The sequence below is a fragment of the Bradyrhizobium sp. genome (assembly GCF_035652035.1).
In the GTDB taxonomy this organism is placed as follows: Bacteria; Pseudomonadota; Alphaproteobacteria; order Rhizobiales; family Xanthobacteraceae; genus Bradyrhizobium.
The window spans coordinates 14943-36115 of sequence record NZ_DASREO010000010.1; the positions used below are offsets into that span (position 1 = coordinate 14943).

Annotated in this window: 21 protein-coding genes and 1 pseudogene; 11 read left to right on the top strand and 11 right to left on the bottom strand. The window is 62.4% G+C overall.

Going from position 1 to position 21173, the window contains the following annotated elements; all coding sequences use genetic code 11:
* Positions 1-112: 112 nt before the first annotated feature.
* Positions 113-985 (top strand): diaminopimelate epimerase, encoded by an 873-nt coding sequence (gene dapF, locus VFB05_RS03380; RefSeq protein WP_325008777.1) that lies wholly within the window; start codon positions 113-115, stop codon positions 983-985.
* Positions 986-990: 5 nt separating this feature from the next.
* Complete coding sequence (gene mtaB / locus VFB05_RS03385; RefSeq protein WP_325008779.1) at positions 991-2247, top strand: tRNA (N(6)-L-threonylcarbamoyladenosine(37)-C(2))-methylthiotransferase MtaB; 1257 nt, start codon at positions 991-993, stop codon at positions 2245-2247.
* Here mtaB and VFB05_RS03390 read toward each other — a convergent pair whose 3' ends face one another.
* Entirely contained in the window at positions 2248-2988 is a 741-nt protein-coding gene (locus VFB05_RS03390) for an RNA pseudouridine synthase (RefSeq protein WP_325008782.1), read from the bottom strand.
* Between the two features lie 152 nt (positions 2989-3140).
* Between VFB05_RS03390 and ftsY the strand changes: the two genes are divergently transcribed.
* The 3 genes from ftsY (at position 3141) to VFB05_RS03405 (ending at position 5511) form a co-directional block, all read left to right on the top strand.
* Positions 3141-4103 (top strand): signal recognition particle-docking protein FtsY, encoded by a 963-nt coding sequence (gene ftsY / locus VFB05_RS03395; RefSeq protein ID WP_325008784.1) that lies wholly within the window; start codon positions 3141-3143, stop codon positions 4101-4103.
* An 8-nt stretch (positions 4104-4111) separates the two neighbouring features.
* The gene (locus VFB05_RS03400) at positions 4112-4720 is read left to right on the top strand and encodes a septation protein A (protein WP_325008786.1); all 609 of its coding nucleotides are present in this window, start codon (positions 4112-4114) and stop codon (positions 4718-4720) included.
* Positions 4721-4893: 173 nt separating this feature from the next.
* Positions 4894-5511 (top strand): cyclic nucleotide-binding domain-containing protein, encoded by a 618-nt coding sequence (locus VFB05_RS03405; RefSeq protein ID WP_325008788.1) that lies wholly within the window; start codon positions 4894-4896, stop codon positions 5509-5511.
* Positions 5512-5514: 3 nt separating this feature from the next.
* Here VFB05_RS03405 and VFB05_RS03410 read toward each other — a convergent pair whose 3' ends face one another.
* From VFB05_RS03410 to ccmA, 5 genes are all read right to left on the bottom strand, one after another.
* Complete coding sequence (locus VFB05_RS03410; RefSeq protein WP_325008790.1) at positions 5515-6111, bottom strand: DsbE family thiol:disulfide interchange protein; 597 nt, start codon at positions 6109-6111, stop codon at positions 5515-5517.
* Positions 6108-6287, bottom strand: a complete 180-nt coding sequence (gene ccmD / locus VFB05_RS03415; protein ID WP_325008792.1) for a heme exporter protein CcmD — start codon at positions 6285-6287, stop codon at positions 6108-6110. Before ccmD ends, VFB05_RS03410 begins: the two co-directional genes overlap by 4 nt.
* A 5-nt stretch (positions 6288-6292) precedes the next feature.
* A complete protein-coding gene (locus VFB05_RS03420) occupies positions 6293-7030 on the bottom strand; it encodes a heme ABC transporter permease (protein ID WP_325008794.1) in 738 nt (245 codons plus the stop codon).
* A gap of 71 nt (positions 7031-7101) precedes the next feature.
* Positions 7102-7770: a heme exporter protein CcmB gene (ccmB, locus tag VFB05_RS03425; protein WP_325008796.1), complete on the bottom strand. Its 669-nt coding sequence runs from the start codon at positions 7768-7770 to the stop codon at positions 7102-7104.
* Positions 7767-8369 (bottom strand): heme ABC exporter ATP-binding protein CcmA, encoded by a 603-nt coding sequence (ccmA, locus tag VFB05_RS03430; protein WP_325008798.1) that lies wholly within the window; start codon positions 8367-8369, stop codon positions 7767-7769. The genes ccmB and ccmA overlap by 4 nt, the downstream gene beginning before the upstream one ends.
* Positions 8370-8594: 225 nt before the next feature.
* On the opposite strand from ccmA, the gene acnA reads away from it, so the two are divergent.
* The 3 genes from acnA to VFB05_RS03445 all read left to right on the top strand — a co-directional run bounded on the left by acnA (position 8595) and on the right by VFB05_RS03445 (position 13136).
* Positions 8595-11315 (top strand): aconitate hydratase AcnA, encoded by a 2721-nt coding sequence (acnA, locus tag VFB05_RS03435; RefSeq protein ID WP_325008800.1) that lies wholly within the window; start codon positions 8595-8597, stop codon positions 11313-11315.
* A gap of 182 nt (positions 11316-11497) precedes the next feature.
* On the top strand, positions 11498-12307 hold the full coding sequence (locus VFB05_RS03440) for a DUF1223 domain-containing protein (RefSeq protein ID WP_325008802.1): 810 nt from the start codon (positions 11498-11500) through the stop codon (positions 12305-12307).
* A 457-nt stretch (positions 12308-12764) separates the two neighbouring features.
* Positions 12765-13136 carry a DUF2794 domain-containing protein gene (locus VFB05_RS03445; RefSeq protein ID WP_325008804.1) on the top strand — a complete coding sequence of 124 codons (372 nt, stop codon included), beginning with the start codon at positions 12765-12767 and terminating at the stop codon, positions 13134-13136.
* Between the two features lie 9 nt (positions 13137-13145).
* On the opposite strand, the gene VFB05_RS03450 is transcribed toward VFB05_RS03445, so the two are convergent.
* From VFB05_RS03450 to VFB05_RS03465, 4 genes are all read right to left on the bottom strand, one after another.
* A complete protein-coding gene (locus VFB05_RS03450) occupies positions 13146-13676 on the bottom strand; it encodes a GNAT family N-acetyltransferase (protein WP_325008806.1) in 531 nt (176 codons plus the stop codon).
* Positions 13677-13762: 86 nt separating this feature from the next.
* Positions 13763-14554: a Bax inhibitor-1/YccA family protein gene (locus tag VFB05_RS03455; protein WP_325008808.1), complete on the bottom strand. Its 792-nt coding sequence runs from the start codon at positions 14552-14554 to the stop codon at positions 13763-13765.
* Between the two features lie 258 nt (positions 14555-14812).
* On the bottom strand, positions 14813-17383 hold the full coding sequence (locus VFB05_RS03460; RefSeq protein WP_325008810.1) for an ABC transporter permease: 2571 nt from the start codon (positions 17381-17383) through the stop codon (positions 14813-14815).
* Complete coding sequence (locus VFB05_RS03465) at positions 17380-18111, bottom strand: ABC transporter ATP-binding protein (protein ID WP_325008813.1); 732 nt, start codon at positions 18109-18111, stop codon at positions 17380-17382. The genes VFB05_RS03460 and VFB05_RS03465 overlap by 4 nt, the downstream gene beginning before the upstream one ends.
* Positions 18112-18166: 55 nt before the next feature.
* On the opposite strand from VFB05_RS03465, the gene VFB05_RS03470 reads away from it, so the two are divergent.
* The 3 genes from VFB05_RS03470 to zapE all read left to right on the top strand — a co-directional run bounded on the left by VFB05_RS03470 (position 18167) and on the right by zapE (position 20997).
* Positions 18167-18811 (top strand): arylesterase, encoded by a 645-nt coding sequence (locus tag VFB05_RS03470; protein WP_325008820.1) that lies wholly within the window; start codon positions 18167-18169, stop codon positions 18809-18811.
* A 366-nt stretch (positions 18812-19177) separates the two neighbouring features.
* Positions 19178-19714, top strand: coding sequence for an RNA 2',3'-cyclic phosphodiesterase (thpR, locus tag VFB05_RS03475; RefSeq protein WP_325008816.1), 537 nt, complete (start codon positions 19178-19180; stop codon positions 19712-19714).
* Positions 19715-19812: 98 nt separating this feature from the next.
* On the top strand, positions 19813-20997 hold the full coding sequence (gene zapE / locus VFB05_RS03480) for a cell division protein ZapE (RefSeq protein WP_325008818.1): 1185 nt from the start codon (positions 19813-19815) through the stop codon (positions 20995-20997).
* Between the two features lie 51 nt (positions 20998-21048).
* On the opposite strand, the pseudogene VFB05_RS32100 reads toward zapE, so the two are convergent.
* A pseudogene (locus tag VFB05_RS32100) lies at positions 21049-21173 on the bottom strand (IS110 family transposase); the annotation flags it as partial.

The following is a 21173-nucleotide window of genomic DNA, read 5'->3' on the forward strand; positions in this document are numbered from 1 at the left end:
ACGGATATTTCATGCCCTTCCCCGCCGGGTGGGGAGCAGGGACACAGATAAACCACATCTAGCGAAAGTGCGGCCATTGGCCATATAAAGCTCGCGTGAACGGAAAGGTTCGATGAGCGCGCTCGCCAACCACAGCTATGCCAAGATGAACGGGATCGGCAACGAGATCGTCGTGGTCGATCTGCGCGACCGGCCGGGCCCCGTCACGGCCGACGATGCGCGCGCCGTCGCCTCGCCCAAGGGGGTGCACTACGACCAGCTGATGGTGTTGCAACCGCCGCGCCTCCAGGGCACCGAGGCCTTCATCCGCATCTATAACAACGACGGTTCCGAAGCCGGTGCCTGCGGCAACGGCATGCGCTGCGTGGCGCGGCGGGTGTTCGAGGCCTCGGGGCAGAACGCCGTCACCTTCGAGACCAGCGCGGGGCTGCTGAATTGCTGGCAGGGACCAGCGCCTGATCTTTATACGGTCGATATGGGCGCGCCCAAATTTGGCTGGAAGGACATCCCGCTCGCCGAGGAATTTCGCGACACCCGCGGCATCGAACTGCAAATCGGCCCGATCGATGCGCCGATCCTGCATACGCCGTCGGTCGTCAGCATGGGCAACCCGCATGCGATCTTCTGGGTCGATGACGTCGCCGCCTACGATCTCGGCCGTTTCGGGCCGCTGCTGGAAAATCATCCGATCTTTCCCGAGCGCGCCAACATCACGCTCGCCCATATCGTCGATCGCGACCACATCACGATCCGCACCTGGGAGCGGGGCGCGGGACTGACCAAGGCCTGCGGTTCGGCGGCCTGTGCCACGGCAGTGGCGGCCGCGCGGCTGAAGCGCGCCAATCGCACGGTGCAGATCACGTTGCCCGGCGGTGGCCTCACCATCGAATGGCGCGACCGCGACGATCATGTCCTGATGACGGGCCCGGCGGCCTTCGAATATGAGGGCCAGTTCGATCCGGCGCTGTTTGCCTCGGTCGCCTGAAGATCATGGGCGTCGACGTCATCACCTTCGGCTGCCGCCTCAATGCGTTCGAATCCGAGGTGGTTCGCGCCGAGGCCGAGCGCGCCGGGCTTGACGATACCATCGTCATCAATAGCTGCGCCGTCACGGGCGAAGCGGTGGCGCAGGCGCGGCAACAGGTCCGCCGGCTGAAGCGCGAACGGCCGTCAGCGCGCATCGTCGTCACCGGCTGCGCGGCGCAGACACAGGCAGCGATGTTTGCCGACATGGCCGAGGTCGACCGCGTCGTCGGCAATGACGACAAGATGCAGGTTGAGGCCTGGCAGCGCACGCGTGCTGCGTTCGACGGACCCCCAACGCGCGAGAAGATTGCGGTCACCGACATCATGTCGGTCCGCCAGATGACGCCGCTGCGCCTGGATGGACTGCAAAAGGGCCTGCCGCGCGCCTTCGTGCAGGTGCAGAACGGCTGCGATCATCGCTGTACGTTCTGCATCATTCCGTTCGGCCGCGGCAATTCCCGCTCGGTGCCGATCGAGGCAGCTGTTGCGCAGGTGCGTGCGCAGGTCGAGCGCGGCCATGGCGAGATCGTGCTGACCGGCGTTGACCTCACGAGCTATGGCGTGGATCTGGCCGGCACTCCGAAGCTTGGCCAATTGACTAGGCAGATTCTGCGCGATGTCCCGGAGTTGAAGCGCTTGCGGATTTCCTCCGTCGATTCGATCGAGGTCGATCGGGATCTGCTCGACGTGATCGCCACGGAAGAACGGCTGATGCCGCATCTGCATCTGTCGCTGCAATCGGGCGATGATCTGATCTTGAAGCGCATGAAGCGCCGTCACTCCCGGCGAGAGGCGATCGATTTCTGCGCTCACGTGAAGCGCCTGCGGCCCGACATTGCCTTCGGCGCCGACATCATCGCGGGCTTTCCGACCGAGACCGACGAGATGTTCGCTCGTTCGGTCGACCTCATTGACGAGTGCGGCCTGACCTTCCTGCACGTCTTTCCGTACTCCTCGCGTCCGGGCACGCCGGCCGCGCGCATGCCGCAGGTCGATGGCGGCCTGATCAAGGAGCGCGCCCGGCGCTTGCGCGAAGCGGGCGAGGCGGCGTTGCGTAAGCGGCTCGAGGCCGAGCTCGGTAAGACGCGCGAAGCTTTGATCGAAAGCACCTCGCAGGGACGCACGGAACACTTCCTGCCGGTTGCTATTGTCGGCGAAATGCCAGGAGCGGTTCGGCGGCTCACGATTTCAGGTCACGACGGGGCGCGGTTGACCGTCTGACTACTCCCCATTCCATCCGCAGATGCGCAATCGCTCCCGCATATGGTCCGGCGCAGGGGCGACTACGCGCACCGGTTCCTTGTTTTTCGAAATCGGAATTCCGATCTCGCGCGAATGCAGATGCAGGCGCGGTTCGCCGAAGCGTGGACCGTTGCCATAGATATTGTCGCCGACGATCGGCCAGCCCTGCGCAGACGTATGCACGCGCAATTGATGGGTGCGGCCGGTGACCGGCTCGAGCGCGAGCCAGGCCAGACCGTCGCCGCGTCCCATCACTTTCCAGTTGGTGACGGCCGGCTGGCCTTCGGGATCGACCTTCTGCCACCAGCCGCGCTCGGCGTTGAGGCGGCCGAGCGGCATGTCGATGGTGCCTTGGTCCTCGGCAGGACCGCCCTCGACAACCGCCCAATAGGTTTTTGAAATCTTGCCGTGCTTGAACAGGAGCCCGAGCGAGGCGGTTGCCTTGCGATGCCGCCCGAGCACGAGGCAACCAGACGTGTCCTTGTCGAGCCGATGCGCCAGCACCGGCGGCCGCGGCAGGCCAAACCGCAGCGCATCGAAGGAGGCTTCCAGATTCGGACCGCCCTTGGGGCCGCGGTGAACGGGCAGCCCCGCGGGTTTGTCAATTACAAGCATTAACCCGTCGCGATGAAGCACGCGGGCCAGAATCTGTTCCGCGCTCAGTTGGGCAACATCAATTGGACGGTCAAGACTTTCACTTTGGTGGAATGGGTTTGACATTCGCTACAGTACCGACCACAAGCGCGAAAAGCGAATGTCAAACCCTAAAATTCCACCAACAGTATCTTATCTTGCCAGTGGTCCTTTGATGCCAACATTCGCAAAATTGCTTGCCCAGCGGGGATGCGAATGGTGGCATCGGACCACTGGTCATGAAACGGCTAACACCCCCCGCCATGACTGAGGAAGCACCTAAACAGAGCTGGTGGCGACGGCTATCCAGCGGATTGAAGCGCACCTCGAGCTCGCTCGGGACGGCGGTTGCCGACCTCGTGACCAAGCGCAAGCTCGATCGCGCCATGCTCGAGGATATCGAGGATGTGCTCGTGCGCGCCGATCTCGGAACCGAAGTGGCCGCGCGAATTTCCGATGCCGTCGGCCACGGCCGCTACGACAAGTCGATCTCGGCCGATGAAGTGAAGACGGTGGTTGCGACCGAGGTCGAAAAGGTGCTGGCGGGCGTGGCGAAGCCGCTCGTCATCGACGAGACGAAAAAGCCGTTCGTCATTCTTGTTGTCGGCGTCAACGGTTCCGGCAAGACCACGACCATCGGCAAGCTGGCGGCAAAATTGTCCGCCGAAGGCCGCAAGGTCATGCTGGCTGCGGGCGATACGTTCCGCGCCGCCGCGATCGAACAGCTGAAAGTCTGGGGCGAGCGCACGAGATCGCCTGTCATTGCCGGCGCGCAAGGTTCGGATTCCGCGAGCCTTGCTTTCAACGCGCTGTCGGCGGCGCGCGACGACAAGCGCGACGTACTGCTCGTCGATACGGCCGGACGGCTGCAAAACAAGGCCGAGCTGATGAACGAACTCGAAAAGGTCGTTCGCGTGATCAGGAAGATCGACGACACAGCACCGCATGCGGTGCTGCTGGTGCTCGATGCCACGGTGGGACAAAACGCGCTCTCGCAAGTCGACGCCTTTCATCGTACTGCTGGCGTCACCGGCCTCGTGATGACGAAGCTCGACGGCACCGCGCGCGGCGGAATTCTGGTGGCGCTGTCGGAGAAATACAAACTTCCGGTGCATTTCATCGGCGTCGGCGAGAGCATCGACGATCTGGCGCCGTTCACGGCGAGCGATTTTGCCAAGGCGATCGCGGGAATCGAGATATAGGCGCATCAATGGACAAGACCCAGCCGCATCCGCTGTTCAAGCTCGCCACCGAACTGGGGCCGCTGCTCGTCTTCTTTGCCGCGAACGCGCGATACCATTTATTTGTCGCGACCGGCGCCTTCATGGTGGCGATCGTCGCGGCGATGGCCGCCTCCTATGTCGTGACGCGGCATGTGCCGCTGATGGCGCTCGTCACCGGCGTCGTCGTGCTCGTGTTCGGCACGCTGACGCTGGTCCTGCATGACGAGACCTTCATCAAGGTCAAACCCACCATCATCTACGGCCTGTTTGCGCTTGTTCTCGGCGGCGGACTTCTGTTCGGCCGTTCCTTCATCGCCGTACTGTTCGACCAGGTCTTCAACCTGACCCCGCAGGGCTGGCGAATCCTCACGATGCGCTGGGCGCTGTTCTTTCTCGGAATGGCCATCCTGAACGAAGTCATCTGGCGCACGCAGAGCACCGACTTCTGGGTTGGCTTCAAGGCGTTCGGTGTCATCCCGTTGACGATGGTGTTCGCAATCATCCAGATGCCGCTGGTCAAGCGCTTCCACCTCGAGCCGGTCTCGCTGCAGGCGAGCGACGCGGCGGAAGGCGACATCAGCAAGGGTGCGCAGTAAGCCCGGAGCACCAGCAACCGCGCGACACCGCGGCCCTGCTGCGGTGCAAGCGGATCAGCCGAAGCCGGCAGTTGCCGATCGCGCTGATCCCGCCCGCGCCTTGCATTTCCAAAAATCCCCGGCAAGCTCGTCACGGTTTCGAAATTCAGTTGCCTGCGTTGAGGAGGCGAAACGTGACTCACGCGGAATTGCTCGGTTATGCGGCCGCCGCATGCGTTTTCGTGACGTTCTACATGAAGACCATGGTGCCGCTTCGTATCGCCGGCATCGTCAGCAATTTCCTCTTCATCGGTTACGGCTACGCGCTGGACGCCTATCCGGTGCTGATCCTGCACCTCGTATTGCTGCCGCTCAACGTCTTGAGGCTGCAGCAGATGCTGCGGCTGATCAAGCAGATCGAGGAGGCCACAAAAGGCGACACGAACCTGAAATGGGTCAGACCATTCAGTTCAACGAGAACGATGGCCAGCGGCGAAGCCGTGTTCCGCTGCGGCGATCCTGCGGATGAAATGTTTTTTATTGTTTCCGGCTGTTTCCGCGCCACCGAGCGAAACGTCGATCTCAAGGCCGGCGAAATATTCGGCGAGCTCGGATTGTTGAATGCCGGCCGAGCGCGGACGGCCTCCGTCGAATGTACGGCGAGCGGTGAGCTACTTCGGATCGGCTACGACCAGGTCAAGCAACTCTGCCTGCAGGACCCGAAATTCGGATTTTATTTCCTACATCTTGTGAGCCAGCGGTTGTTCCACAACATGGCACTGGACGCGCGACCGCCAGGTCAGCCGGGTTAGCGGCTACGAACCTGCTTTCAGTGCCTTGTCGATCTCTGCGCGCAGGGTCGTATTGATGTTTTCTGGTGTCACCGGGCCGACCAGCTTGTACACGATGGTGCCTTCGCGCCCGACGATAAAGGTTTCGGGCACGCCATAAACGCCCCATTCGATCGAAGCGCGGCCGTTGGCGTCGACGCCGACGATGCCGAACGGGTTGCCGTAGCGGCCGAGAAAGCGGCGGGCATTGTCGGCGGAATCCTTGTAGTTGATGCCGACGACTTGCAGGCGCGTGTCGCGGCCGAGCTCTGTCAGCAGCGGCGCTTCGTCGTGACAAGGCACGCACCACGATGCCCAGACATTGACGACGCTGACCTTGCCCTTGAAGGCTGACGGATCGAGGCCCGGAACCGGCGTCCCATTGCTGGCGAGGCCTTCCAGTGGCGGCAGCGGAGTCTGCGGCGCCGGACGGCCGATCAACGCGGAGGGAATACGCGACGGGTCGCCACTGCCGAGCCGGAACCAGAAGATCGCGGCAAGCGCGGCAAAGACGACCAGCGGCAGCGCCACCAGCCAGCGCGAACTTCGGGGCGTGCCGTTCGAGATCGCGGGTTCGCTCATGTCTTGTTCATCGTGCTGCTTCCGGAGCGGCGTGACATTCCCTTGGACTCCAGTTCGCTCAAGCGCTGCTTCTGGCGGCGATAGTCGATGATGATCCACGCGATCAGCAAGACGACGACCACCAGCACCACCAGATAGGAGGTCACGATAAAGGTCGTATAGGGTCCAAGCGACATCGTCCTTACGCCCGCGCCTTGCCGGCTTGCGCCTGGATCATTTGCATCGAACGCACGCGGCGGCGGAGGATTTCGTTGCGCATCGCGGCGAGGTGCAGCGTGACGAACAGCAGCGAAAACGCCAGCGCCATCACCAGAAGCGGAATCAGAAACGCGCGGTCGAGCGTCGACCCGCCGAGCCGCATCACCGAGGCCGGCTGATGCAGCGTGTTCCACCAGTCGACGGAAAATTTGATGATCGGCAGGTTGATGGCGCCAACGAGCGTGAGCACTGCGGCGGCGCGCGCCGCGCGCGATGGATCTTCGACCGCGCGCCACAGCGCGATCAGGCCGAGATACATCAGAAACAGAATCAGCACCGACGTCAGCCGCGCGTCCCACTCCCAGTAAGTGCCCCACATCGGCCGGCCCCACAGTGAACCGGTGACCAGCGCCAGAAAGGTGAAGGCGGCGCCGATCGGTGCTGCGGCCTTCGCGGCGACGTCGGCGAGCGGATGCCGCCACACCAGCGTGCCGAGCGCGGCGAGGCTCATCACGCCCCAGACGAACATCGAGAGCCACGCATTCGGCACGTGAATGAACATGATCTTCACGGTCGCGCCCTGTTGATAATCGTCGGGCGCCAATGCCGACTGGTACAGGCCGATCGCGAGCAGGATCGCGGTCGCTGCCACCAGCCATGGCAACAACCGCGCCGTGAGCTTAAGGAACCGGGTCGGGTTGGCGAGATCGATCAGCGTCATGGGCACCCTGTTAATGGCCGCGGCTGCTACGCGCAATTGGCATAAATGCTCTCAGCGAGAGTTGATCATCATCAATCGAGACCATGCCGAAGGCTTGCCGCTGCGGCAAACGGGCCGATCACGAGACCGAACAGCGACAGCGCACACAGGATCGAAAATGGCCCGCCAAACGACAGCGGTCCAGTGATGGCGGCTTCCGACGCGGCCACGCCAAAGATCAGCACCGGGATCGACAGCGGCAACACCAGAACGGCCAGCAGCAGGCCGCCGCGGTGCAGCGTCACGGCCAGCGCAGCGCCGATCATGCCGGTAAAGGTCAGCGCCGGGGTGCCCGCGAGCAATGTCAGCGCCACCGCCGCCGTCGCGCTGACGTCGAGATTGAGCAACAGGCCCAATACCGGCGTCGCAATGATGAGCGGCAGTCCTGCGGCGAGCCAATGGGCCAGAGCCTTGGCCGCGCAGGACAGTTCCAGCGGCGACCGGCTCATCGTGATCAGGTCGAGCGAGCCGTCATCGTGATCGGCCAGGAACAAGCGGTCCAGCGTCAAGAGGCTTGCCAGCAGCGCGCCGAGCCAGAGGATTGCAGGCCCGAGCCGCGCCAGCAGCGCAAGGTCCGGTCCGATCGCGAACGGCATCAGCACCACGACGGTGAGAAAGAACATCACGCCGATCAAGGCGCCGCCGCCGACGCGAAACGCGATCCGGATGTCGCGGCGGATCAGGGCGCCGAGCGCGCTCACGAGACGTCTCCGACGCGGAGCGTGTGCGCAGTAACGCCCAGAGGCATATGCGTCGCAGCGATGATCAGGCCGCCGCGCGCCAGATGATCTCCCATTAGCGTGGCGAACAGTTTTTGTCCTGAGGTGTCGAGGGCGTTGGTGGGTTCATCGAGCAGCCAGACCGGCCGCCGCACCGTCAACAGTCGCGCAATCGACAACCGTCGCCGCTGTCCCGCGGACAAAAACGCCGCTGGCAAATGCGCGGCATGATCGAGCTCGACGATGGCGAGACTCTCAGCCGGGTCCGATTTCTCCCCGCCGAGGAAATCCCGCCAGAAGTTGAGGTTTTCCGACACGCTGAGCGCCGGCTTCAGCGCGTCGCGATGGCCGAGATAATGCGACTGTTCGGCCAGCGTCAGCTCGGCCTCGCCGCCTTCCAGGACGATGGACCCACGCGAGGGCATCAGCAGGCCAGCGATCAGGCGCAGCAACGACGTCTTGCCCGATCCGTTGGGCCCGACCACGGCAAGCGCCTCGCCGGAGGTGGCGTCAAAATTCAGGCCGGAGAAGACCTCACGGCCGCCCCGCACACAGCCGACTTCGCGTCCTGAGAGCCGCATCTTGCCCCTTCGAGAGCCCCAAAATCTTGGGGTACCGCACCAGAATTTATGGGTGGCCGCAGGCTTGCGAACCGCTTACCGGTGTGGCGGCGATTGTTGAAAGATTCTATAAGCCGGAACTTGACGCCGCACACAATGAGCGTCTCTCGACCTCGCCGGCCAACCCCGCTGCCGGTGCCATAATACCCTTTCGGGACATAAACTGACAATCTGGGATTGCCTCACATGACCTCTCTCGACAGCTTCAAATGCCAAAAGACCCTCAAGGTCGGCGGCAAGACCTATGTCTATTACAGCCTGCCCGCCGCAGAGAAGAACGGTCTGAAGGGGATATCCAGACTTCCCTATTCGATGAAGGTTCTGCTGGAGAACCTGTTGCGCAACGAAGACGGCCGCACCGTCAAGAAGGAAGACATCGTTGCGGTTTCGAAATGGATCAAGAAGCGCGCGCTCGAACACGAAATCGCGTTTCGCCCCGCGCGCGTCTTGATGCAGGATTTCACCGGCGTTCCGGCCGTGGTCGATCTCGCCGCGATGCGTAACGCGATGCAGAACCTTGGCGGCGATGCCGAGAAAATCAATCCGCTGGTGCCGGTCGACCTCGTCATCGACCATTCGGTGATCGTGAACTTCTTCGGCGACAACAAGGCGTTCGGCAAGAACGTGGTCGAGGAGTACAAGCAGAATCAGGAGCGCTACGAATTCCTGAAATGGGGCCAGAAGGCGTTCTCGAACTTCTCCGTGGTGCCTCCCGGCACCGGCATCTGCCACCAGGTCAATCTCGAATATCTCGCGCAGACCGTGTGGACCAAAAAGCAGAAGATGACGGTCGGCAAGAAGACCGGCACGTTCGAGGTCGCCTATCCGGATTCGCTTGTTGGCACCGACTCGCACACCACGATGGTCAATGGCCTCGCGGTGCTCGGCTGGGGCGTCGGCGGCATCGAGGCGGAAGCCTGCATGCTTGGCCAGCCACTGTCGATGCTGCTGCCGGAAGTCGTCGGCTTCAAACTCAAGGGACAGCTCAAGGAAGGTGTCACCGCAACCGACCTCGTGCTCACCGTCACGCAGATGCTGCGCAAGCAGGGTGTGGTTGGAAAGTTTGTCGAGTTCTTCGGCCCGGGTCTCGACAACCTGTCGGTCGCTGACAAGGCGACCATCGGCAACATGGCGCCCGAATATGGCGCGACCTGCGGCTTCTTCCCGGTCGATACCGCGACCATCGATTATCTCAAGACTTCGGGGCGCAAGGCCGATCGCGTCGCGCTGGTTTCGGCCTATGCCAAAGCGCAAGGCCTGTTCCGCAGCAACAAGTCGGCCGATCCGGTTTTCACCGCGACGCTTACCCTCGATCTGAAAGACGTCGTGCCGTCGATGGCAGGTCCCAAGCGTCCCGAGGGCCGCATCGCGCTTCCCGCGGTGGCCGAAGGTTTCGCCGCGGCCCTCACCAGCGAATACAAGCGGACCGAAGATGCCGCGGCCCGCTATCCGGTCGAGCACCGCGACTTCGACCTTGGCCACGGCGACGTCGTGATTGCCGCGATGACCTCTTGCACCAACACATCCAACCCTAGCGTTTTGATCGCAGCAGGCTTGCTCGCCCGCAAGGCTGTCGCCAAGGGCCTGAAAGCAAAGCCCTGGGTGAAGACCTCGCTCGCGCCGGGCAGTCAGGTGGTCGCCGAATATCTCGCCAATTCCGGCCTGCAGGCCGATCTCGACAAGGTCGGCTTCAACCTCGTCGGCTTCGGCTGCACCACCTGCATCGGCAACTCCGGTCCGCTGCCGGAAGAGATTTCGAAATCGATCAACGACAACGGCATCGTGGCTGCCGCGGTCCTGTCGGGTAACCGCAACTTCGAGGGCCGCGTCTCGCCCGACGTGCAGGCGAACTATCTGGCCTCGCCGCCGCTCGTCGTGGCGCACGCGCTTGCCGGCACGGTGAAGAAGGATCTTGCGGTCGAGCCGATCGGCGAAGGCAAGGACGGCAAGCCGGTTTATCTGAAGGACATCTGGCCGACTGCGAAGGAGGTCAACGCGCTCGTCAAGAAGTTCGTCACCGCGCAGATCTTCAAGAAGCGTTATGCCGACGTCTTCAAGGGCGACACCAACTGGCGCAAGATCAAGACCACGGACAGCGAGACCTTCCGCTGGAACATGTCGTCGACCTATGTGCAGAACCCGCCGTACTTCGAGGGCATGAAGAAGCAGCCGGAGCCGATCGCGGACGTGGTCGATGCGCGGATCCTTGCGATGTTCGGCGACAAGATCACGACCGATCACATCTCGCCTGCGGGCTCGATCAAGCTGACCTCGCCGGCCGGCAAATTCCTGAGCGACCACCAGGTGCGCCCCGCCGACTTCAATCAGTACGGTACACGGCGCGGTAACCATGAAGTCATGATGCGCGGCACCTTCGCCAATATCCGCATCAAGAATTTCATGCTGAAGGGCGCCGACGGCAATATTCCCGAAGGCGGTTTGACCAAACACTGGCCCGACGGCGAAGAGATGTCGATCTACGACGCCGCGATGAAGTATCAGGCCGAGGGCGTGCCGCTCGTGGTCTTCGCCGGGGCCGAATACGGCAACGGGTCGTCGCGGGACTGGGCCGCGAAGGGAACGCGGCTGCTCGGTGTCCGCGCGGTGATCTGCCAGAGCTTTGAGCGCATCCATCGCTCAAATCTTGTCGGCATGGGTGTGCTGCCGCTCACCTTCGAGGACGGCGCGTCCTGGCAGTCGATCGGACTGAAGGGCGACGAGAAAGTAACCATACGCGGATTGCAGGGCGACCTGAAACCGCGTCAAAAACTGACCGCCGAGATCGTCTCCAGCGACGGTGCGCTGCAGCGCGTTTCCCTGCTGTGCAGGATCGATACGCTCGATGAGCTCGATTACTACCGAAACGGCGGCATTCTGCAGTATGTGCTGCGCAAGCTGGCCGCATGATTGTGATCGGCGGCTCACCGCGAAGTGAGTAGCGACGCAGGGGAAGGCAGCCTAAAAAAGGCTGCTTTTCTTCTGTCCGAAAGCCACATAGCTCCGTGCTCTTGTAGCTCAGTGCTTTGGCTTCATGTTCCGTTAGATGCGAGCGGCGAGAATTGGCACCCACAACCTCCCGGTCCTGAGTAATGATAGCGATGATGGCTTGTAATTCGATCTCACGTTGGTCAGGCGCCCTTTGGTCGGGCGCTTTGGGCGTCTGCGCGATCGTGGCGATCATCCGTCCCGCGGATGCGGCCGAACCCCGCGCGGTGGTCGAGCTCTTTACCTCGCAAGGTTGTTCGTCCTGTCCGCCGGCCGACAAGATCATCGGTGAACTGGCCAAGGATCCCAGCGTGATCGCGCTGAGCATGCCGATCGATTATTGGGATTATCTGGGCTGGAAGGATACGCTCGCGGATGCGCGTTTCTCTGCCCGTCAAAAAGCCTACTCGCACATGCGCGGCGATCGCGATGTCTACACGCCGCAGGCCATCGTCAACGGCGAGGCACATGTCATCGGCAGTGATCGCGCCGGGATCGAACGGGCGATCGGCGCCACCCGAAAAAATGATGGCGTGATGTCGGTGCCGGTGTCGATGAAGCTTTCGGGCGGACATATCACGGTGTCGGTGCCCGACGCCAGCAAGGTGATGTCGGTCGCCGATTCCGGCAAGGCGCCGGCCGCGATTCACGGTGAGGTCTGGATTTGTTCGATCTCGAAGGCGATACCGATCGAAATCGCCCGCGGCGAGAATCACGGACGCGAATTGACCTACTACAACGTCGTTCGCAATCTGCTGAAGGTCGGCGACTGGAACGGTACGGCAGGTAACTGGACCGTTCCGCTGGAAAATATTTCCCGCGAGGGTATCGATGCCGCGGCTGTCTTCGTTCAGGACGGAAGCCGCGATCGGCCAGGCCCGATGTTAGGGGCGGCGTACACGTCGCTGCACTAGACCCATCCGAAGACGTCGTTGGTTTGATACGCAGCCCGCAGGCCTGCTTGCGGATGTCTTGATTCGTTTTCTGAAATCGAGACGGAGACACCGCAAAAAGAAAAAGGACCAACTCTCGTTGGTCCAGTCACGGATCAATTATTCTGCGATAGACCCGGTCCCGACGACCCCGGGGGGCTGGGGGCTGAGGAATCCGGTATCGAAAGGACCGGGCCAACGCAGGTGATTCTTATCGCAATCTAGCAGGGCACCCGCTGGGCGGAAGTGGGGCGGTATTATGATTGAACTAACGATCCCGTGACGGCGTAAAAAGGCCGATTCGGCCAAGAGTTGCGTCAAGAGTTGCGTCAAGGATCGCGGGCTCGGACGAGTGGGGGAAAGGGGGTGCGGTGACACCGCCCCTTGCGGAGCGGTTCAGTCGGCGCAATCATGTCGGGTAAATGACAGGAGATGTGCCATGAGTTTGATCTCGGAGGATACCGATCCAAGCGAGGCACGCGCCGTGGCGCGTCAGGCCGCTGCGGGCGCTTCGTCGAACCGGGTGACGTTCAATCGTCTCGAACTCAATCGCATTCTGAATTTGTATGGACGCATGGTCTCCGATGGCGAGTGGCGCGATTACGCCATCGACTTTCTGCGCGACCGTGCCGTGTTCTCGATCTTCCGCCGTTCCTCCGAGGTTCCACTTTACCGGATCGAGAAAGATCCGCGCCTGGCGCGCAAGCAAGGCATGTACAGCGTGATCTCGGCGAGCGGGCTGATCCTGCGCCGCGGTCATGAACTCGATCGCGTCCTGTTGGTGATCGACCGCAAGCTGGCGGTGGTTTGAGCGGGGAAACTACGCCGAAGGCACGGTCGAAGCGCCCTCGCCAAGCGCCCGCTGCATCATCACAGTGTCGAGCCAGCGGCCGAACTTGAGGCCGACATTCGGGTGGGTTCCGATCATGGTAAAGCCGCAAGCCGCGTGAACGCCGATCGATCCGGCATTGGCCGAGTCCCCGATCACCGCGATCATCTGGCGAAAGCCGCGCGCCTCGCAGTCGGCAATCAACCTTTGCAGCAACTGATGGCCGATGCCGCGGCGGTGGACGGCGGGCCGCAGATAGACCGAGTTCTCCACGGTGAAACGATAGGCCGGGCGTGGACGATAGGGGCCCGCATAGGCATAACCGGCGACGTTCCCTTCCAGGATGGCCACGAGATACGGAAAGCCGCCGTCCGAAAGCGCCCGAAAGCGTCGCGTCATCTCGGCAAGATCCGGCGGAACAAGCTCGAAGGTCGCGGTTCCCTCGCGGACCGCGTCGGCATAGATCTCGGTGACGGAGGGAAGGTCGGCGACGACGGCCGGCCTGATTTCAAGCGATGGCATCCGTGCAGACTATTTTCGCAAACCCCAAAAGAAAAGCCCCGGCGCGAGGCCGGGGCTTTGGGATTTGATCGCTCTCGCTTGCCGCGTCAGTCGCGCTGGCCGAGCAGCTGCAACAGCAGCGTAAACAGGTTGATGAAGTTCAAATAGAGCGACAGGGCGCCGGTAATCGCCGCGCGTTCTGCCACATCACCACCCGCCCGGGCATAGCCGTAGATGTAGTCGTTCTTCAGCCGCTGGGTGTCCCAGGCGGTGAGGCCCGCGAATACCAGCACGCCGATGACGGAAACCGCGAACTGCAGCGCCGAGCTGGCGATGAACAGATTGACCAGGCTCGCGATGATGATGCCGAACAGGCCCATCATCAGGAACGATCCCATTCCGGTCATGTCACGCCGCGTGGTGTAGCCATAGAGGCTCAGCGCGCCGAAGGAGGCGGCGGTGATGAAGAACACCCGCACGATCGAGGTGTGCGTATACACCAGGAAGATCGAGGACAGCGAAACGCCCATCAGCGCCGAGAACACCCAGAACAGCATCTGCGCGGTTGAAGGCGCGAGGCGGTTGATGCCGGCCGAGATCGCGAAAACCATGATCAGCGGTGCGAGGATGAACAGCCACTTCAGCGGGCTGACGAACATCGCGTAGCCGAACGGCGTCAGATAGGCGCTGCCGATCTTGGCAGCCGCGCCCGAGGGGTCGGCGGTGACGGCTGCCATGTAGATGCCGAGCGCGGCCAAGCCGGTGATGGCAAGGCCAATGCTCATATAATTGTAGATGCGCAGCATGTAGGCGCGCAGACCGGCGTCGACGGTCGCGGCGTCAACGCGCCCGGCGGCCCGGCCGAAGGGGGAAGTATAGTTGCGATCTAGGTCCGACATGGTCGAATTCCCGTTGGTTGTCTGGCAGGCAGTAGAGTCCGGTTTTGCCTGCAAAAATTAACCCAGATACCGCTGCGCGCCGACATTAATTTTGCGTCATGAAGCGGATCTGGTGCTCGGTTCGATATTTGGGAAACTAGCACAATCGCCGCAAGCGTTCATGCGCGGCTGAATGTCGCTAGGAAGCCGCCGCGAGCGAGCTGCTTAACTTTTATACAATTTCTATATCAGCGGTCCGCAGCGGTTTCTCAGCACCTATCAAAGGTTTCTCAGCACCGCGGCCGGCTTTTGATTCAAGGCCAGCAGTGTTCCGGCCAGTCCCAGCCCCACGGTCACGATCAGCGCCGATGCCACCACGCCCACGGCGCTGCCGGCCTGCCAGACGAAGCTCAAGGTCATAAGCCTGGTGACGATCAGCCATGCAGCAATGGAGCCGGCGACCACGCCAAAGACCGCCGTCGCAAAGCCGATCAACAGATATTCGAGCGCGTAAGCCCCAAGGAGGCGCCCTCTCGTGGCCCCCAGCGTCTTGAGAATGACCGCATCATAGACCCGGTGGCGGTGGCCGGCGGCAAGCGCTCCGCCAAGCACGAGAATGGCCGAAATCAGCGTCACGGCGCTGGCGCCGCGGATCGCGAGCACGAGATTGGTGACGACCGAACCGATGGTTTCGAGCGCTTCGCGAACCCGTACGCTCGTCACCATGGGAAAGGCGTTCGCGACCGATTTGACGATCGCCGCGTCGCCGGCTGCGTCCGGATGGGCCTCGGTCAATGTTGCGACATGGGTATGAGGCGCGCCGCGGAAGGCGTTGGGCGAGAACACCAGCACGAAATTGATGCCGAGACCCTGCCAGTCGATGGTGCGCATGTTTCCAATTGTTGCTGTGATATCGCGGCCAAGCACATTGACCACGATCTCGTCTCCGAGCTTGATTCCAAGCCCGTCGGCAATCTTCTTGTCGATCGACACCAGCGGCGGCCCGTTATAGTCGGCGCCCCACCACTTCCCCTCGATGATCTTGGACCCCTTCGGGATGTCTCCGGTCGAGGTCAGGCCGCGGTCGCTTTGCAGCACCCATTCGCTGTCTGTCGATGGGTGAAGATCCTCAGCCCTCACGCCGCGTGCAGAGACGATGCGTCCGCGCAGCATCGGCACTTCTTCCACCGTCGAGCCTGGCACGGCCTGTTTGAGGAACGCTGTAAAGCGATCGGCCTCAGTGGAGGGAATATCGATGAAGTAGAACGACGGCGCACGCTCGGGCAACGCCGCCATGAACTGCCGCCGCAGATTGCCGTCGATCTGGGTGATCGTGACCAGCACGGCGAGGCCAAGCCCGAGCGACAGCACGACCGACGGCGTCAGCGCGCCGGGCCGGTAGATGTTGGTGACGGCGAGCCGCAGCATCGTTATTCGCGATCGCGGCAGGCGGCGCGCCAGCGCCATCAGCAGTGAGGCGATGCCGCGCAGCAGAACGAAGACGGCGATCGAGGCGACGACAAAAATGGTCGCGACGCGTTTGTCGTAGGCGAGGCCGATGATCACGGCGACCAGCACTGCGATCACGCCCGCCATCGAGGCGAGATAGCTCCAGCGCGGGCGGCGCCAGACGCTGGAGACCGTGTCGCGGAACAGCGCCGCCACGGGCACGTCGTGAACGCGGCCCAGCGGCCAGAGGCCGAAGGCGAGCGCGGTCAAGAGCCCATAAACCAGCGACAGCGCGAGTTCGCCCGTGTGCAGCGCGGGCTCGACCGGCAGCGGCAACAGCTTGCCGAAGACATCCACGATGATGAAGGGGATCGCGGCGCCCGCCACAAGTCCGGTGATCGAGCCGACGACGGCGAGCACGATGACCTGCGTCAGGTAGATCGAAAACACGTCGCCGCCGGTCGCGCCGACGGCCTTGAAGGTTGCAATGACGTCGCGGCGCCGGTCGATATGGCTCTTCACGGCGTTGGCAACGCCCACGCCGCCGACCAGAAGCGCGGCGAGCCCCACCAGCGTCAAGAATTGCGTGAAGCGATTGATGGTACGTTCGAGCTGCGGCGACGCATTGTCGCGCGAACGAATTTCCCAGCCGGCGTGAGGCAGCGCCTGGCGCGTCTCGTCGACGAACTGCTTTGTATTGCGATCGGCGTTGGTGTCGTCAGGCAGCTTCACCCGATAGATCCAGCGCACCAGGCTGCCGGGTTGCAGCAGTTGTGTGGCGCGAAGCCCGGCCTCGCTGGTCAGAAATCGTGGGCCGAATCCGAGGCCGCCAGCGAGCTTGTCGGGCTCGGAATTGACGACGCTGCGAATCTGAAACGTTGCCTGGCCGACCGTGACGCGATCGCCGAGCTTCAGATCGAGCCGGGCCAAGAGCGTCTGATCGGCGGCCGCGCCGAACGCGCCATCATGTTCGGCGAGCAGATCGGCGACCGGCAGGTCCGGCGCGAGCGAGAGCTGGCCGAGCATCGGATAGTCGCCGTCGACCGCCTTGATCTCGACCAGCGCGAGGCGACCGTCCTCGGCGCGGGCCATGCCACGCAAGGTCGCGATCGACGAGACTTTGCCGCGGGAGTTCAGGAACGCGAGTTCGTCCGGCTTGGCCTCGCGTTGAAACAGCGAGAAGGCAACGTCGCCGCCAAGCAGCGTGCGCCCCTCGCGCGCCAGACCGTCACTTAGGCTTGCGGCGACCGAGCCGACGCCGGAAATCGTCATGACGCCGAGCGCGATGCAGGCGATGAAAACGTAAAAGCCGCGCAGGCCGCCGCGCAGCTCGCGCAGGGCATAGCGCAGCGGCAGCGAAGCCGGGCGATTGCTGGTGACGAGTTCGGCCAGAATGGTCATGAAGCGGCGTCGCGCTCTACTTGAGCTTCGATGTGGCCGGAGCGCAGCCGGACAACGCGGTCGCAGCGATGCGCCAGCGATGCGTCGTGCGTGACCAGCACCAGCGTCATGCCGCGCTCGGCGTGTTTGGTGAACAGGAGATCGACGATCTGTTTGCCGGTTGCCTCATCGAGGTTGCCGGTGGGCTCGTCGGCGACGAGGATCGCAGGATCGGGCGCGAGTGCGCGCGCCAGCGCAACGCGCTGCTGTTCGCCGCCCGAGAGCTGCGTCGGGTAATGATGCAGCCGGTCGCCAAGCCCGACGGAAACAAGTTCCTGCGCGGCGCGATTGGCGGCGTCGGCATTGCCGGCGAGTTCGAGCGGGACCGCGACATTCTCCAGCGCCGTCATGGTCGGGATCAGATGAAACGACTGGAAGACGATGCCGACCTGGCGGCCACGAAATCGTGCCAATGCGTCCTCATCGAGGGCATTGAAAGGCGTTCCGCCGACCACCACCTCTCCGCTGTCGGGACGCTCCAGTCCCGCCATCACCATGAGGAGCGTGGATTTTCCCGAGCCCGACGGTCCGATCAGGCCAAGCGCTTCGCCGGATGCAACGCGCAGGCTGATGTCCTTGAGGATATGCACGCGCGCGGCACCGGAGCCGAGCGAGAGGTTGACGTTGGAGATGGAAATACTGTCCGGTGCGATGCCGGACACCGACGAGGGTTTTGTGAGACTGTCCATGGCTAGCTCATATGGTACTTCCGGCAGCGCGGTCGAGAGGCTCTCCTTCCTGTTCATGCAAATGCTCGTGTGGGGCTTGCTGGTGATGGCGGCAGAACCCGCTTTGGCGCAGTCTGCGCCGGCTTCCGGTGCGCCGATCAAGATGGTCGTGCTGGGCGATTCCCTGAGCGCAGGCTATGGGCTCGCCGGCTCCGACGCATTTCCCGCCAAGCTGCAAAAGGCATTGAAGGCCAGAGGCATAGCCGTCGATATGACCAACGCCGGCGTTTCCGGCGACACCGCCTCCGGCGGCCGCGACCGGCTCGATTGGTCGGTGCCGCAGGACACGCAGGCCGTCATCGTCGAGCTCGGCGCCAATGACGCACTTCGCGGGACCGATCCCGCCGTCACCCGTGCGGCATTGACCGAGATCGTGAAACAGCTGAAGGCGCGCGGCGTTGCGGTGATGTTGTGCGGCATGGTCGCGCCGCCCAATTACGGCGCTGACTTCGCGACCCGCTTCAATTCGATCTATCCGGATCTCGCCAAGGCCTATGACGTGCCGCTCTATCCTTTTTTCCTTGACGGGGTAGCGGCGGACGACAAACTCAACCAGGCTGACGGCATCCATCCGACTTCCGAAGGAGTTGACATCATCGTCAAAAATATCTTGCCTAGCGTTGAGGCATTTCTCGGCCCGATCGTCAGGCGCGCGAGCTGATCAAGCAAAGAGGAGGTGCACGGCGCGGCAGTCCTAGTGCGGCGAATTTGAAGCTCCTATCAGTCTTGCCGAGGGTGGGTATAGGAGCTTCAAATTCAAGACCGCGCCAGAAAACCGATGGTTTCTAGAGCTCCTTTGATTTCGAAGTTCGCATCAGGCCCGCCTCAACAGCGTGCGAACTTCGGAATCGGAGCTCTAGGCGAACCTTTACTGATCGGTTAACGCGAGATGCTTCGCAGAGTCACATAACTACGGTAAAAATTAGTTGCCGGTGATTCGTCGCCGGTGTCTGTCAGCGAACATGATCCTTTAGGAAAACTCGCTATCCTGTTTTCCGAATCACGTTCCAGCATCGGGAGTCTTGCGATGCCGCGTCTGTTTACCGGACTGGAAATTCCGGCCGAGATCGGCCAAACCCTCTCCTCATTGCGTGGCGGACTACCAGGCGCACGCTGGATCGATCCCGAAAATTACCACGTCACCTTGCGCTTCATCGGCGACATCGACGGCGTCTCCGCCAACGAAATCGCCTCCATGCTTTTTCGGGTGAACCGCAAGCCGTTCGAGGTCGCAGTCCAGGGCCTTTCGTCTTTCGGCGGTAAGAAGCCGCGTGCGGTGGTCGCCAACATCGCCCCGACCAGGCCTTTGATCGAATTGCAGGCCGAGCTTGAACGGCTGATGCAGCGGATCGGGCTCGATCCCGAGGGGCGAAAATTCACACCTCATGTCACGCTGGCGCGGCTGCGGGATGCGGCGGCCCAGGACGTCGCCGACTATCTTTCGGTCCGCGGCTACTTTCCGACCAAAGTGTTCACGGCTTCGCGGTTCGTGTTGTTCTCCTCGCGCGCCTCAACCGGCGGCGGACCTTATGTGGTCGAGGACTCCTACGCGCTGAGCGCCTGACCTCATTCACTTCGCCCGGCCTGGGGGGAGAGTGCGCATGCTCGGCTGCGCCTTTCCGGCTTGCATTTTTCTTTAGGCTGATGCCCTAGAATAGGGTCATGCTCTCTTCCTCTCCTGAATCTTTCGTCAAGCACTACGAGGCGCTCGTCTCATCCGGGGCCATCGAGCCCGACGCTGCGCAGCGGGAGGTCGCGGAAGCCTTCGGCGATCTCGAGCAGCGGATCGAGCGCTATCGGCCCTTGCGCAGGCAGCGCCTGCTTGGCCGGCTGTTTGCCGACAAGAACGATGGGCCGCCGCGTGGCCTTTACGTTCACGGCGACGTCGGTCGTGGCAAGACCATGCTGATGGACCTGTTTTTCCAGGCGAGCCCGGTCCAGTACAAGCGTCGTGCGCATTTCCACGAGTTCATGACCGAAGTGCATGAACGCATCTACGGCTTTCGGCAAGCGATCGCGCGTGGGGAAATCGCCGATGGCGATGTGATCGCACTCACCGCCAATGCGATCTTTGAGCAGGCGTGGCTGCTTTGCTTTGACGAATTTCACGTCACGGATATCGCGGATGCCATGATCCTCGGACGGTTGTTCGCGCGTCTGTTCGAACTCGGCACCGTGGTGGTTGCGACCTCGAACGTCGCACCGGAAGACCTCTACAAGGGCGGGCTGAACCGCTCGCTCTTTCTCCCCTTTATTGCGCAGATCGAAGAGCACATGATCGTGCTGCGACTCGACGCTCGCACCGATTTCCGGCTGGAAAAACTCGCAGGCGTGAAAATGTGGCTGGTGCCGGCGGATGCTGCGGCCGCAGCCGCGCTCGACAAGGCCTGGGCGAAGATGACCGGCAACGCGCCGTGTCGTTCGCGCGATATTTCGATCAAGGGCCGCACGTTGCACGTGCCGTGCTCGTCGCATGGCGTGGCGCGCTTTTCCTTCGCTGAACTCTGCGAACAGCCGCTCGCCGCATCCGACTACCTTCGGCTCGCCCGCGACTATCACACCCTCATGATCGACCGCATTCCGGTGATGGATTATAGCGAACGCAACGCCGCCAAACGGTTCATCACCCTGATCGATACGCTCTACGACAACGGCGTAAAGCTGATGGCCTCGGCGGACGCCGATCCGCTCTCGCTTTACGTTGCGGCGGAAGGCAATGAGGCCAACGAATTCAAGCGGACGTCGTCGCGTCTGATCGAGATGGGCTCGGAGTCCTATCTAGGCTTGCCGCACGGCCACAAGGATTCGTCAGCCTCAGGTTCGACCACGGGGCTGGTCGAAACCTGATCGCGCCAGTCGTCATTCCGGGGCTCGCAAAGCGAGAACCCGGCGACTGTCTTAGCTGTCAAGTTGCTGGGGTGTATAGCGGACGTTATTTTTGACGAGCGCATTAGCGGTAACGAGCAGCTTTCGGGCGACGGCAACGAGAGCGAGCTTGGCGGGCTTTCCTTGGCTTCGCAGGT